Source organism: Flavobacterium granuli, from assembly GCF_031456055.1.
GTDB lineage: Bacteria > Bacteroidota > Bacteroidia > Flavobacteriales > Flavobacteriaceae > Flavobacterium > Flavobacterium granuli_A.
This window is the reverse complement of the sequence record NZ_JAVDTX010000005.1, coordinates 391,254-406,623: the sequence shown is the minus strand read 5'-3', so window position 1 is coordinate 406,623 and position 15,370 is coordinate 391,254. Positions and strand designations below refer to the sequence as shown.

Genomic DNA, 15,370 nt, shown 5'->3' with positions numbered 1-15,370 from the left:
AAACTGAAAAAAATGAGAAATTTTAAATCTAAACTATATATATCGCTACTTGCCGTAGTTTCATTGACAATCTTAAATTCATGTAATGATGATGAATTCTTGGATAGAAAACCATTAGGAACAGCAGCAGAAGGAGATTTACCAGCAGGAGGTTTTGAAGAAAAAGCTTTTGGTTTATATGGTAAAATGAGAACACAGGCGGGAGTTTCCGATTGGGACAGATACTGGTTTCAAAATATTCGTTCCGATGATGCCATGAAAGGGAGTGACCCTGGAGATGCAGCAAACTTAGGTAACATAATGGACGGATTTGCTTATTCTCCAACTGAATTTGCAACAAATTGGAATGGTCATTTTAGCTTGATTTATGCTTGTAATGATTTGATTTATGATGTTGAAAATTCTGGAAAATCGGACTCTGGTACTTTGACAAACAAAGCCGAAGCTACGGCTATAAGAGGGTTTTCTTATTTTGAATTGCGCAGAGATTTTGGTGAAGTGCCTATTGTTTTGAATAAAATTGTCACTCCAAGTGATGCTATTAAGGCAAAATCTTCTATCGCGGAAGTTGATGCTCAAATTATTGAGGATTTAGAATTTGCAGCTCAAAATTTACCGCTTAGCTGGCCTGCTTATCCTGGAAGAGCTACTAGTGGTTTCGCTAATTCTATATTGGCGAAATTATATTTGTATCAAGGTAACTGGGCAAAAGCACTAGAGAAAGCCGAACTGGTAATCAACTCAGGACAATATACACTTTTTAATTCGTATGAAATTTTGTTTAAAGAACAAGGAGACAATTGTAGCGAAGCTATTTTTGAAGTACAATTTCTTAGACAGGATGGTGTTAATTATTCAAATAATTATTTTGAATCACAAGGTGTTCGTGGTTCTGGAGTTTGGGATTTAGGATGGGGATTCAATGTACCTTCACCAAATTTAGTTAATGCTTATGAAGCAGGAGACCCGCGTAAGAACTCCACGATTCTTTTCACTGGACAAGATGACGGATACGGTAATACTGTTCCTTTAACAGGATCAGGACAACCATATTGGAACAAAAAGGCTTATTCTACACCAAGTTACAGAGCCGATCAAGGCACAGGGAAAAATCAATGGTTTAATGTTAAAATTATTCGTTATGCGGATGTTATTTTAATGGCGGCTGAATCTGCATACAGATTAGGAAACACTACTAAAGCCGCAGATTATGTTAATCAAATTCGGGCAAGAGCAAGAGGAAATAATGCTGGAGTGCTTCCTAATGTTCCGGCAGATGCCAACCTTGGAAATGCAATCAAACATGAAAGGAGAATCGAATTGGCAATGGAAGGAGAAAGATTCTACGACTTAGTTCGTTGGGGAGATGCATCATCGATATTGGGGCCTTTAGGATACCAAGACAAAAATAAACATTATCCTATTCCTCAAACAGCCATTGATCAATCTAATGGAGTTTTGGTACAGAATCCTAATTATTAATTAATGATTTGATTTATTAAATATTAAAAATGATACAAATGAAAATCAATATATCAATTATAAAGAAAGCTTTCGGAATACTATTTATTTTGATGATGGTATTTGGATGTCAGGATATGGACACACCTCCCTTGGGTGATTATCCAGAAGATGAAAACCCTGTTGGAGGACCTTTGAAGTTTTATGTCCCTTTTGATGATAATACTACAGATCCATTGAAATTTGCTGTGGACAATATTCGAGCTAAATTTCCTAGCGACAATCCGCTTACCCCAACCGAGGGTATTAAGGGAAAAGGAGTACAGGGTGGTGAACCCAAAAAATTTATAGCCTATTCATCTGCAAATGATTTTGCGGCAACGGCAGGAAGCCTTACAGTTGCATTTTGGGCAAAACACGCAGTTCCAACTCAAACAGAATTTGTATTTGCCTTGACAAGTGATAACTGGGCGAAAGCGTCAATGTTTGCAATGGTGGAAGGGACTGTTGAAAAACCTGTTCTTAAATTTTTTGTTGATGAACAACCAAGTACAGGTGGATCTGATAAATGGTTCGAATGGGTAAATGATAAATCGGTGCCGGGTATATTTGATGATCAATGGCATCATTATGCATTTGTTTATGATGCAACAATTTCAAAAATGTTGCTTTATAGAGATGGAGTGGCATATGAACCTCTTGGTCAATGGACAGATCATGGGAACATAAAATTTAATACTTCAAAAGTGGGTAGTTTCAGAATAGGAGGATCAGGTAATCCTGAAGAAGGATGGATGAATTCCTGGACTGGAGGATTGGATCAATTTAGACTGTATGCTTCAGCATTGACTGCAACAGAAGTAAATGCATTATTTACAGGAAAAGAATAATTTTAAGTTAAATAGTGTTTGCCAAAGTAATTTTACTTTGGCAAATTTTTATACAACGAAGTATGAAGAAAATTAAACTTTTACTAGTCCCTACTTTTGTATTTCTTTTATGTTGTAGTAATACCAGTAATACAAAGGTTAATAAGTCGATAAAGGAATCTGTTCAATTGACGGATGATCAAGCAATGGATCAAGTTCAAAAAGATGCAATAAAATATTTTTGGGATTATGCTGAACCCAACTCAAAATTAGGAAGGGAACGTTATCACACTGACAATCCTGACTATGAAGCTAACAAAGTTACCACAGGAGGTTCTGGGTTTGGGCTAATGTCTTTGATTGTTGGAGTAGAAAGAGGTTTTATTCCAAGAGTTGAAGCTGTTACTCGAATGACCACAGCAATGGATTTTCTTGAAAAAGCAGATCGCTTTCACGGAGCTTGGGCACATTGGATGGATGGAACGACAGGTAAAGCCATTTTTTTTGGAAATAAAAAAGATAACGGTGGTGATATAGTCGAGACCGCTTTTTTAAGCCAAGGACTGATTGTCGTGCGAGAATATTTCAAAAATGGAAATGTTCAGGAAAAAGAATTGTCTGCCAAAGCAGATAAACTTTGGAAAGGGGTAGAATGGAGCTGGTACACCAACGGTGAAAATGCGATGTATTGGCATTGGTCTCCAGACTACCAATGGGAGATGAAATTCAAATTGGAAGGTTACAATGAGTGTTTGATAGCATATATAATGGGAGCAGCATCTCCAACTCATGCTATTCCTGCTGCTGCTTATCATCAAGGATGGACTCGTAACGGAACTATTACAACTGATAAAAAGCAATATGGAATTCCATTAGTTTTCAAGTACAATACAGGTTCTGGAAATGCCGGACCTTTGTTTTGGGCGCAATATTCTTACTTAGGATTGGATCCTACCAAACTTACCGATAAGTACGCTAATTATTGGGAATTGACCCAGAATCAAACAAAAATCATATACAGCTATTGTGTTGATAATCCAAAAAAATGGAATGGATATTCTGAAAAATGCTGGGGGCTTACTGCCAGTTACACTCGAAATAAAGATGGATCTACAGGCTATTCTGCTCACGACACCGACAATGATTTAGGAGTTATAACACCAACTGCGGCTTTATCTTCTTTTCCATATACTCCAAAAGAAAGTATGAAGTTTTTACATTATTTATATGATGAAAAGAAAAGTACTTATGTAGGAATTGCGGGGCCTTATGACGCTTTTTCACCGCATTATAATTGGGTTACACCACGTTATTTGGCAATCGACCAAGGAACCATAGCACCAATGATTGAAAATTATCGAACCGGTTTGATATGGAAGTTGTTTATGAACGCACCAGAAGTAAAACAAGGTTTATTGAATTTAGGTTTTCATTCAGCCAAATACGGATTTTAAAGTTGTGTTGAATATGATAATCCAAAAATCTATGGTTTGGATGTTTAAACAAATAAAAAAATAAAATATGAATCCGAAATTAATAATAGTACTGCTTGTTTTTTCAGTCTTTGGCTATAGCCAAAAGAAGAATCCCAAAACAACAATTAAACCGAAAGCTGAATTTGTAGCCGAGTTATTGTCAAAAATGACTTTGGAGGAAAAATTGGGGCAATTGAATTTACCAACTTCTGGAGATATTACCACCGGTCAAGCCAATAGTTCCAATGTTGCTAAGAATATTGAAGAAGGCAAGGTAGGTGGTTTGTTTAATATTAAATCAGTTAAGAAAATTAAAGAGGTACAGCGAATTGCAGTTGAAAAAAGCCGATTGAAAATCCCTTTAATTTTTGGAATGGATGTGATTCACGGGTACGAAACTACATTTCCAATTCCTCTTGGGTTGTCGTGTACTTGGGACATGAAATTGATTGAAAGAAGCGCTCAAATAGCTGCCCAAGAAGCTAGTGCCGATGGAATCAATTGGACTTTTTCACCTATGGTTGATGTTTCCCGTGATCCGCGATGGGGAAGAGTTTCCGAAGGGTCTGGAGAAGATCCATATTTAGGAAGCCAAATTGCAATAGCCATGGTAAATGGTTACCAACAACACGATCTTTCGAAAAATAATTCCATCCTAGCCTGTGTTAAACATTTTGCATTATATGGGGCTCCCGAAGGTGGTCGTGATTACAACACTGTAGATATGAGTCACATCAGAATGTACAATGAGTATTTCCCACCTTACAAAGCGGCTGTTGATGCAGGTGCTGGTACGGTTATGGCTTCTTTCAATGAAGTGGATGGAGTTCCAGCCACCGGAAATAAATGGCTAATGACTGATGTTCTAAGAAAACAATGGGGATTCAAAGGTTTTGTGGTTACTGATTTTACTGGAATTCCAGAAATGATTGACCACGGAATGGGGGATTTGCAGGCAGTATCGGCTTTAGCTCTAAATGCAGGAATTGATATGGATATGGTGGGCGAAGGCCTTTTGACCACTTTAAAAAAATCATTAGAAGAAAAGAAAGTTACCATTGAGCAAATCGACAAAGCAGTAACACTTATTCTGAATGCAAAATATGATCTGGGATTATTTTCAGATCCTTATAAATATTGTGACGAAAATAGAGCCAAAACTGAAATTTTCACAACAGCCAGTCGAAATGAAGCTAGAAGTATTTCAGCTCAATCATTGGTTTTGCTAAAAAACGACAAACAGTTACTGCCTTTGAAAAAATCGGGGACAATTGCTCTTATAGGTCCATTGGCGGATGCCAAAAACAATATGTCGGGAACTTGGAGTGTGGCAACGAAAGGTGAAAATTGTATTTCATTGTTGGAAGGAATAAAAGCGGTAGCAGGTAATTCTACCAAAGTGCTTTACGCCAAAGGAAGCAATCTTGACTACGATGAAACTTTTGAGACCAATGCCACTATGTTTGGAAAAACCTTGAATAGAGATAATCGTTCCAAAGAAGAAATATTGGACGAAGCTCTGAAAATTGCCAATCAAGCCGATGTTATCGTGGCAGCACTAGGAGAATCTGCCGAAATGAGCGGAGAGAGTAGCAGTCGTGTAAATTTGGAAATTCCACAAGCGCAAAAAGATTTATTGAATGCATTATTAAAAACAGGGAAGCCGGTAGTTTTAGTTCTATTTGATGGTCGTCCATTGGTGATAACTGATGAAAACACAACAGTTCCTGCCATATTGAACGTTTGGTTTGCCGGTAGTGAAGCTGGTTATGCTATTGCCGATGTTTTGTTTGGAGATGTAAATCCTTCTGGGAAATTGACAGCCACTTTTCCAAGAAGCGTGGGGCAAGTACCAATTTATTATAACTCTAAAAATACAGGAAGGCCTCTCATTAACAAAGAAGGGAAATTTGAAAAGTTCAGATCCAATTATATAGACGAGAGAAACGAACCATTATTTCCTTTTGGCTACGGATTGAGTTACACCAAGTTTGATTACTCCAACCTGAAAATTTCATCGGATAAAATGAATTCCGGTGAAAAAGTAACTGTAAGTATTGATGTAGCAAATACTGGGAATTATGACGGAAAAGAAACTGTTCAGCTGTATATAAGAGATGTGGTTGGTTCTGTAACAAGACCCGTTAGAGAACTTAAAGGTTTTCAAAAAATAACCATCAAAAAAGGAGAAAAACAAACTTTGACATTCAATATCAGCGCAGAGGATTTGAAATTTTATAATTCTGATTTGAAATTTGTTGCTGAGCCTGGATTGTTTGAAGTTTTCGTTGGCGAAAACTCAAACACAAGCAATAAGGTTAGTTTTAATTTAGTAAATTAAGTTTGGTTAGTTTGGTTAGTTTGCCCTTCGTTTTTGGTTAGACGGGGGGCTTTTTTGTTTTTTTTCATTATCTGTAAAGGCAAATTTAAAATGTAGTAATTTTTAAAAGTATTGAAAATGAAAAATCTGTATTTAATAGTCGTATTGCTATTGATTTGCCGAATCGGTATGGCACAATCAAAAAACAATCTTCATGGAAAAACGGAATGGTTTGACCCGAATAAACCAGCTTCTACCTATTGTAATCCCATAAATATCGGTTACAATTATACCACAGAAAACCACAATAGAATTCCTATTTCCCGTCGATCCAGTGCCGATCCAGTAATTATTCCTTATAAAGGTGATTATTATCTGTTTGCCACCAATCAGGCCGGTTTCTTTTGGAGCAAAGATATGTCAGATTGGAATTTTGTTTATGGCAGTTTTCAGCGTCTTCCGGGAGACGACGACCAATGTGCTCCTTCGGCTTGGGTTGTAAATGATACTTTGTTTTATGTGGGGTCAACTTGGAAAAAAGACCACCCAATTTGGAAAACAGCCAATCCGAAATCCGGTCGTTGGGTTCGTCATATTGATGTTGCTATGTTGCCTACTTGGGATCCTGCCATTTTTCAGGATGACGACAAAAAAGTGTATATGTACTACGGTTCAAGCGGTAAATTGCCACTTTGTGGAGTTGAGGTCGATTATAAAACATGGCTGCCAAAAGGGAATCAGGAAGACTACAAAAAATTGTACGCATCGACCGAAGTTGAGGATATTCAGTATCCTTATGGCGAAATAAAACCAGTTGTTAATTTAGACCCAGCAGCTCATGGTTGGGAACGCTTTGGTCCCAATAATGATATGGAACCAGCGCCTTGGGGTAATTTTATCGAAGGAGCTTGGATGACCAAACACAACGGAAAATATTACATGCAATATGGAGCTCCGGCTACGGAATTCAAAGGTTATGCTAATGGCGTCCATGTAGGCAACAGTCCTCTTGGCCCATTCACTTATCAAAAACACAACCCGATGTCGTATAAGCCTGGAGGATTTGTAATTGGAGCTGGTCACGGAAACACATTTGTCGATAACTACGGTAATTACTGGAATACCGGAACCTGCAAGATTTCGATAAAAGACCGTTTTGAACGCCGCATTGATATGTTTCCGTCTGGATTCGACAAAGACGACATTATGTATTCAATCACGGCCTATGGAGATTATCCAACTTTACTACCAACTCAAAAAAGGGATCAAACACAAGGAGCTTTCTCAGGATGGATGTTGCTTTCGTACAAAAAAACAGCAACAGTATCTTCTTTTGAAGATTGTATGGAGGTAGAAACCCACAGAGTGGACACAGGCGGAAAGAAAGTGTTCGAAAAAATTTGTTACAATGCCCAGAATTTAACCGATGAAGACATTCAATCCTATTGGTCTGCCAAAACGGATAAACCTGGCGAATGGTTAAAGCTTGATTTGGGCAAAAAAATGAGAATTAATGCTTTACAGATTAATTATGCGGATCATAAAGCAACGCAACATAACAAGGCGATGGATATTTATTATCAATATCAAATATTTATGTCGGATGATAATCAAAATTGGACTTTGGTAGTTGATAAATCCAAAAGCGACAAAGATGCTCCTCATGATTATTTGGAATTGACAAAACCAATTGAAGCTCGTTATCTAAAAATGGTGAACATCCACAACGCATCAGGGTTATTTGCTGTTTCGGATTTTCGTGTTTTTGGAAATGGATTGGGGGAGAAACCAAAAGCGGTTACAGGATTTAAAGTAGATAGAAGTCTTTCGGATTCCCGTAATGCAATGATTCATTGGAATATGCAGCCTAGAGCAGTTGGCTACACTATTTACTACGGAATAGCCCCTGATAAATTGTATAATAATATAATGGTTTATGAGGGCAACTCGTATGATTTCAGAGGACTTGACAAAGGGACAGATTATCATTTTGCTATTGAAGCTTTTAATGAAAATGGGATTGGTTCCAAAACCACTCGCTCTGTTCCTAATTAAATTTGATTTTGAAATAAAAAAGAAGTGTCTCTTTGGAAAATTGTGACTAAAAATGATAAATCTTTAGGCATTTTGGAAAAAGGAATTTTTATAATCAATTTATTAGCAAAAACGAAAACGTTTTCGTCTTTACTACAAGGTTGTAGTTTGATTTTAGTTAGAATTTTATAATGTAAATAGGTATTTTTACTATCTATTATTAATACATAAACAAATGAAATATTTATTTTCAATGATTTTCGTTTTTGCCTTGAGTTTGCTTCATGCACAAAGCGTAAAATCCCCATCGAGCGCCCTTGAGGTCAATTTCAAATTAGTAAATAATGGGCAACCATCATATACTGTGAATTACAATGGTAAACCCGTAATTGTAGAAAGTACTTTAGGGATAAAACTCAAAGACAAACCTGCTCTTGATTCTAATTTTGAAATTCAATCTTCAAAAGCGAGTACTTTCAATGAATCTTGGAAACCTGTTTTAGGTCAAAAAGCATCAATTGTAAATCATTATAATGAACTTACCATTGCTTTGGTTCAAAAAGAAACCAATGTGAAAATGAATATAGTATTCAAAGCATATGATGAGGGAGTGGCTTTTAGATATGAGTTTCCTAAACAAGAGAAACTAAATTATTTTATTATTTCAGATGAGTTATCGCAATTTAATTTAACTGAAGATTACAAAACGTTTTGGATTCCTGGTGATTTTGATAGCAATGAATATGTGTATAATGAGACAAAACTTTCTGAAATTGACAATTCTAAATTGGACTTAAATAATGGAATTGGAGTTAAAACCATTCCAGGTAAATATGCAGTGCAGTCTCCATTGATGATGAAATCTTCAACAGGTTTGTATGTGAATATTTTTGAAGCAGCAGTTGTTAATTATCCTGTAATGCATTTGAATGTGAATGGTTCTAATTTTAAACTTACTTCACTGTTGGTTCCCAATGCAATCGGCGATAAAGCATACTTGCAAGCGTCTTGTGTGTCGCCATGGAGAACTATTATGATTAGCAAAGATGCTCGTGATATTGTGGGCTCACAAATGATTTTAAACTTAAATGAACCTTGCAAACTGGACGATGTTTCATATATAAAACCAATGCGATATGTTGGGATTTGGTGGGAAATGCACGTAGGAAAATCAACTTGGGATTATGCAGGTTCTCAAAATGCTACAAATTTTGCTGAAAAACCGGTTGCTTCAGGAAAACACGGCGCAACTACCGAAAACACAAAAAGGTATATCGATTTTGCTGCCAAAAATGGTTTTGACGGCGTTTTAGTAGAAGGTTGGAATGTAGGTTGGGAAGATTGGGCAGGTAACTGGAAAGAAGAAGTTTTTGACTTTACCACTCCATATCCTGATTTTAATTTGGCTGAAATTTCGGCTTACGCCAAAGAAAAAAACGTGAAAATGATTATGCATCACGAGACCTCCGGATCAGTTGCCAATTATGAACGTCATTTGGATCGCGCTTTCGATTTGATGAAAAAATATGATTATCCAGGAGTGAAAACAGGCTATGTGGGTAAAATAATTCCCCGCGGCGAGTTTCATGATGGACAAACGATGGTGAATCATTTCAATTTTGTTGCAAGACGTGCAGCGGATTATAAAATAATGCTAAATTCTCATGAATCTTCACGTCCTACTGGTTACAGTAGAACATATCCAAACTACATTGCTGCTGAAGCGGCTCGTGGTAATGAATTTAATGCGTGGAGTAGTGGTAATCCACCAAGTCATGAAACTATTTTGCCATTTACAAGATTACTTGGCGGACCAATGGATTACACGCCTGGGATTTTCGAAATCAAAATGAGTTTTTATGATAAAAATAAAACCGAACAGGTACATACTACATTGGCTAAACAATTGGCATTGTATGTAACGATGTATTCGCCTTTGCAAATGGCAGCCGATTTACTAGAAAGCTATGAAAAGCGTATGGATGCTTTTCAATTTATCAAAGATGTTGCTTTGGATTGGGATGATACGAAAATTCTGGAAGCAGAACCAGGAGATTACTTAACCATTGTAAGAAAAACCAAAGGAAAGGAAACTTGGTTCTTGGGAGCAATCACAGATGAAAATTCCAGAAAATCTGAAATTGCATTAGACTTTTTAACTAAAGGGCAAAAATACAAAGCCATTATTTATGAAGATGCCAAAGATGCTGATTGGAAAAATAATCCAATGGCTTACAAAATAAGAACTGTTGAGGTTACGAATAAATCTAAATTAAATTTGGTCTTGGCTCCAGGAGGAGGAACTGCCGTTAGTTTTGAACCAATTAAGTAAAAGAAACTGAACTATGATTTCATTAAATCCTGTGAACTTTTAAAGTGAGCAGGATTTTTTTTTTGATTTTAACATCAATTTTATTTTAGAATTTCGAAATTGCACAACAATTAACTAAAACTAATAAATTAAGAATAACCAAAATGAAAAAAAGCCTACTTCTTTCTTTACTTTTTGTAAATAGTGTTGCTTTGTTTGCTCAAAACAAAGACGAACAGTTTTTTAAAGAAATTTACAATTCAGCATTAACAAAATCACAATGCTATTCTTGGTTGGATCATTTGTCAAATAATGTAGGATCTCGCTTATCGGGTTCTGAGGGAGCCGAAAAAGGGGTTCAATACACCAAAAGTCAAATGGAAAAATTAGGTTTTGACAAAGTGTATTTGCAAGAAGTAATGGTGCCACATTGGGTTCGTGGAGAAAAAGAAACAGCCTATATTCAAGACAATAAAACTAAAATCAAAGTGCCAATTTGCGCTTTGGGAGGTTCAATTGCAACTCCAAAAAATGGTGTAACTGCTCAAGTGGTTGAAGTTCATAATTTTGATGAATTGAAAGCTTTGGGGGAAGATAAAATAAAAGGAAAAATTGTATTCTATAACAGACCTATGAATAATGGAGTTATTGATGCTTTTGATGCCTATTCTGGAGCTGGAGACCAAAGATATAATGGGGCAAAAGAAGCCTCTAAGTATGGGGCTGTAGGGACAATTGTTCGTTCTTTAAATTTGCGTTTAGATGATTTTCCACACGCAGGAGGGCAAAGTTATGGTGATATCCCGAAAGAAAAATACATTCCAACGGCTGCTATTAGTACCAATGGGGCTGAATTGTTAAGCAAGAGTTTAAAAAGCAACCCTAATTTAAAATTCTATTTTAAACAATCTTGTCAGCAATTTGAAGATGTACTTTCTTATAATGTAGTTGGAGAAATCAGAGGAACAGAACATCCAGAAAACATTATGGTTGTAGGTGGTCACCTTGATTCATGGGATTTGGCCGATGGTTCACATGATGATGGAGCAGGAGTAGTACAAAGTATGGAAGTGATGAATATTTTTAAAAATTTAAATTATAAACCTAAAAATACACTTCGAGTTGTTCTTTTTATGAATGAAGAAAATGGATTAAGAGGGGGAAGGAAGTACCAAGAATTGTCATTAGCTAACAAAGAAAACCACATTTTTGCTTTAGAAAGTGACGAAGGAGGTTTTACTCCAAGAGGTTTTTCATTAGAATGTGATGATGCTAATTTATCGAAGATTACAAAATGGAAACCATTATTCGAACCATATCTAATTCATAGTTTTGAAAAAGGACATGCAGGATCAGATATAGGCCCATTAACGGGAAAAACAATTGTGAAAGCAGGATTGAAGCCTGATTCTCAACGTTATTTTGATTACCATCACGCAGCAAACGATAAATTTGATGCAATCAATAAAAGAGAATTAGAACTTGGAGCAGGAACTATGGCTGCTTTGATCTATATGATTGATCAAAATGGGGTTGAATAATTAGCTGTCAAAACCAAAATAAAGGAAATCGAAAACCTGTAAGTAATATAGATACTTACAGGTTTTCTTTTGAAAAATAGTCTTATTTATAATTCTTTTGACGATTTAGTAATTGGAAGAATGAATAGTTATAAATAAATGTGAAATTCCAAATTTTTAAAACGGACTTACTTTTTAATGCACAAAATAAATCCTACTTTAGCACTCTATTAAAAGGATGAAAAAATGATTAGTGAAGCGCAGTTTCAAAACGAATTAAAGGTCTTAATTGCTAATGCCATTAGAGAGGATGTAGGATCTGGAGATTATAGCTCATTGGCCTGTATTCCTGCAGATGCTCAAGGAAAAGCTAAATTATTGGTAAAAGAAGATGGTGTAATTGCTGGAGTTGCATTTGCCAAAATGGTATTTGATTATGTTGATCCTAAAATGCAAATAGAAACTTTTATCGAAGATGGATCTCCAGTAAAAAAAGGGGATATTGTTTTTCATGTTTCGGGTAGTTCTCAATCAATTTTAAAATCCGAAAGAGTAGTTTTGAATACAATGCAGCGCATGAGTGCAATTGCAACCAAAACGAATAGTTTTGTACAATTATTAAAAGGTACGAATACAAAAATATTGGATACACGAAAAACGACGCCAGGATTTCGTGTGGCTGAAAAATGGGCAGTTAAAATTGGTGGTGGAGAAAATCACCGTTTTGCATTGTATGATATGGTAATGCTAAAAGATAATCATATTGATTTTGCGGGTGGTATTACATTGGCAATAGCCAAAACAAAAGCCTATTTACAGGAAAATAATTTAGATCTTAAAATAATTGTTGAAGCCAGAGACCTCGATGAAATTGAAGAAATTTTAAAAAGCGAAGGAGTACATAGAATTTTAATTGATAATTTTAATTATGAAGATACTCGCACTGCAGTGGCATTAATAGGTGACAAATGCCAAACAGAATCTTCGGGTAATATCAATGAAGATACCATGAGGTTTTATGCTGAATGCGGCGTCAATTATATTTCATCGGGAGCGTTAACTCATTCTGTTTATAATATGGATTTAAGTCTAAAAGCAATTTAGAATTATGAGCTTAATAATTGAAGCTAAACTCGAAAAAATCCCTGTAGTAAGAAACTTGATGCATGTCTTGAAAAGGATAAAAGTTCCTGGATTGAGAGGTTTTTCATTATATGATTTATTAGAATTGTATTTTGAAGGAATCATCGATGGAGCATTTTCCTATCATGCCAGTGCCGTTGCATTTAGTTTTTTTATGGCACTTTTTCCTTTTGCATTATTTATTCTAAACTTAATTCCCTACATACCAATAGAAGGATTTCAGGACGATTTTCTTCAATTTGTTAAGGAAGGTGTGCCGCCTAACACTTATGATGCAATTGCTAATATCATAAACGATATTCTTAATAATAGTCATTCTGGGTTAGTATCTTCTGGATTTTTACTCTCGATTTTCTTGATGGCAAATGGTATAAATGGGATTCTTGGCGGATTTGAATCTTCTCGGCATGTTTTGGAAAAAAGGGGGTTTTTGAATCAATATTTTGTTGCCTTAGGGATTTCATTACTGCTATCCATTATTCTACTTATGACTGTTGCAATTATTGTCGTTTTTGAGGTTGTGATTCAGAGTACGGCAATTCAGGATGTTTTAAATGACCAAATCCCGTTGATTATTGTTGGAAGATATCTTTTTGTTATTCTGATGATGTTAATCACTACTTCTATTTTATTGAGATTTGGCACAAAACAATCACATACACCACCATTTATAAGTGTTGGATCCGTTTTTACTACGGTGCTTATAATTATTTCATCCTATTTTTTTGGAATCTGGGTGATACGATTTTCAAAATACAACGAATTATATGGTTCAATAGGAACATTGTTAATTATGATGTTCTATATCTGGATTAACTGTATGATTTTGTTACTGGGTTTCGAATTGAATGCTACAATTCGTAAGTTAAAAAAGACAGAAAAGGAGATTAAAGTTTAAGAATATAATAAGATTGTTAAATGAAATTTTGTATACTTGTCAAAAGAAACCCATGGACTGTTTGTTGCAGTGATTTGGTATTATAAAACAGTGAGACAATAATTTAAGAAAAATGAAAAAAAGTATCGTATTTAGTTTAGTAGTGTTTTTTGCAATGATTTTTAATGTTCAAGGACAAACTGTTCTTGGAAAATGGAAAACAATTGATGATGAAACTGGAGAAACTAAATCAATTGTTGAAGTTTACGAAAAATCAGGAAAAGTATACGGCAAAGTTGTCGAAATACTTCGTGCAGATCACAAAAAAGATGTTTGTTCGAAATGTGAAGGTGCCGATAAAAACAAGCCAATTTTAGGAATGGTTATAATTAATGGACTTAAAAAAGACGGTTCAGAATACAACGGAGGAACAATTTTAGATCCTGAAAACGGTAAAAAATATAAATGTTATATTACATTAGAATCACCAGATAAATTAAAACTTCGCGGTTATATTGGGCTTTCAATTATGGGAAGAACCCAATACTGGTCAAGAGTGAAAAATTAATTTTTTAGTATATAAAATGCGAAGAGCAGTAGCGATAATTTTATTTTTCATAATACTGTCAAATAGTTTTGGACAATCTAAAAATTCGCCATTGCAAATAAGTCATCTTATGGGAGATTTTTATATTTATAAAACGTTTAATAAATATAAAGAAACTCTAATCTCTGCAAACGCAATGTATTTGGTTACAGATCAAGGAGTAGTTTTGTTTGATGCTCCTTGGGATAAATCTCAATTTCAGCCTTTACTGGATAGTATAAAATCAAAACACAAAAAGAATGTGGTGATGTATTTTGCAACGCATTCTCATGACGATCGTTCAGGAGGTTTGAAATTTTATAGACAAAAAGGAATTAAAACGTATACTACAAAATTAACGGATCAGATTCTAAAAAATAAAAATGAAAATAGAGCCGAATTTATAATTTCGAATGATACTGTTTTTAAAGTAGGGAAATATAAATTTGAAGTTTATTATCCTGGAAAAGGACATGCGTTAGATAATATTGTAGTTTGGTTTGATAATGAAAAAGTACTCTATGGAGGATGTTTTGTTAAAAGTGCTGACGCTAAAGATTTGGGTTATCTAGACGATGCTGATGTTGATGAGTGGGAGGAATCTATTGAAAAAGTTCAGACAAAATTTAAAAAGCCAAAATATATTATTCCAGGTCATGAAAATTGGACTGATACAGAATCTTTGAATCATACTTTGAAATTGGTTCAGGAATATAAAACTAAAAAAGCGTCTGATAATAAATTAAATAAAAAGTAATTTTACAGACCATAAAT

Annotated in this window: 11 protein-coding genes; all 11 read left to right on the top strand. The window is 35.1% G+C overall.

Features of this window, described 5'->3' with window-relative positions; translation table 11 throughout:
- The first annotated feature begins 12 nt into the window (after positions 1-12).
- Positions 13-1,482: a RagB/SusD family nutrient uptake outer membrane protein gene (locus J2W95_RS12730; protein ID WP_310007566.1), complete on the top strand. Its 1,470-nt coding sequence runs from the start codon at positions 13-15 to the stop codon at positions 1,480-1,482.
- Between the two features lie 38 nt (positions 1,483-1,520).
- Positions 1,521-2,351, top strand: a complete 831-nt coding sequence (locus J2W95_RS12725; RefSeq protein WP_310007564.1) for a LamG domain-containing protein — start codon at positions 1,521-1,523, stop codon at positions 2,349-2,351.
- A gap of 62 nt (positions 2,352-2,413) precedes the next feature.
- The gene (locus J2W95_RS12720; RefSeq protein WP_310007562.1) at positions 2,414-3,784 is read left to right on the top strand and encodes a glucoamylase family protein; all 1,371 of its coding nucleotides are present in this window, start codon (positions 2,414-2,416) and stop codon (positions 3,782-3,784) included.
- 67 nt (positions 3,785-3,851) lie between these two features.
- Positions 3,852-6,146: a beta-glucosidase BglX gene (bglX, locus tag J2W95_RS12715; protein ID WP_310007560.1), complete on the top strand. Its 2,295-nt coding sequence runs from the start codon at positions 3,852-3,854 to the stop codon at positions 6,144-6,146.
- A gap of 117 nt (positions 6,147-6,263) precedes the next feature.
- On the top strand, positions 6,264-8,180 hold the full coding sequence (locus tag J2W95_RS12710) for a family 43 glycosylhydrolase (protein ID WP_310007558.1): 1,917 nt from the start codon (positions 6,264-6,266) through the stop codon (positions 8,178-8,180).
- A gap of 214 nt (positions 8,181-8,394) precedes the next feature.
- Complete coding sequence (locus J2W95_RS12705; protein WP_310007556.1) at positions 8,395-10,491, top strand: glycoside hydrolase family 97 protein; 2,097 nt, start codon at positions 8,395-8,397, stop codon at positions 10,489-10,491.
- A 143-nt stretch (positions 10,492-10,634) separates the two neighbouring features.
- Positions 10,635-12,011 carry a M28 family peptidase gene (locus tag J2W95_RS12700; RefSeq protein WP_310007554.1) on the top strand — a complete coding sequence of 459 codons (1,377 nt, stop codon included), beginning with the start codon at positions 10,635-10,637 and terminating at the stop codon, positions 12,009-12,011.
- Positions 12,012-12,236: 225 nt separating this feature from the next.
- Positions 12,237-13,094 carry a carboxylating nicotinate-nucleotide diphosphorylase gene (gene nadC, locus J2W95_RS12695; RefSeq protein WP_310007552.1) on the top strand — a complete coding sequence of 286 codons (858 nt, stop codon included), beginning with the start codon at positions 12,237-12,239 and terminating at the stop codon, positions 13,092-13,094.
- Between the two features lie 4 nt (positions 13,095-13,098).
- Complete coding sequence (locus J2W95_RS12690; protein ID WP_310007551.1) at positions 13,099-14,031, top strand: YihY/virulence factor BrkB family protein; 933 nt, start codon at positions 13,099-13,101, stop codon at positions 14,029-14,031.
- A 112-nt stretch (positions 14,032-14,143) separates the two neighbouring features.
- Positions 14,144-14,578: a DUF2147 domain-containing protein gene (locus J2W95_RS12685; RefSeq protein WP_310007549.1), complete on the top strand. Its 435-nt coding sequence runs from the start codon at positions 14,144-14,146 to the stop codon at positions 14,576-14,578.
- A 16-nt stretch (positions 14,579-14,594) separates the two neighbouring features.
- Positions 14,595-15,353: a subclass B1 metallo-beta-lactamase gene (gene bla-B1-FLAV, locus J2W95_RS12680; protein WP_310007547.1), complete on the top strand. Its 759-nt coding sequence runs from the start codon at positions 14,595-14,597 to the stop codon at positions 15,351-15,353.
- The last annotated feature ends 17 nt before the right edge of the window (positions 15,354-15,370 follow it).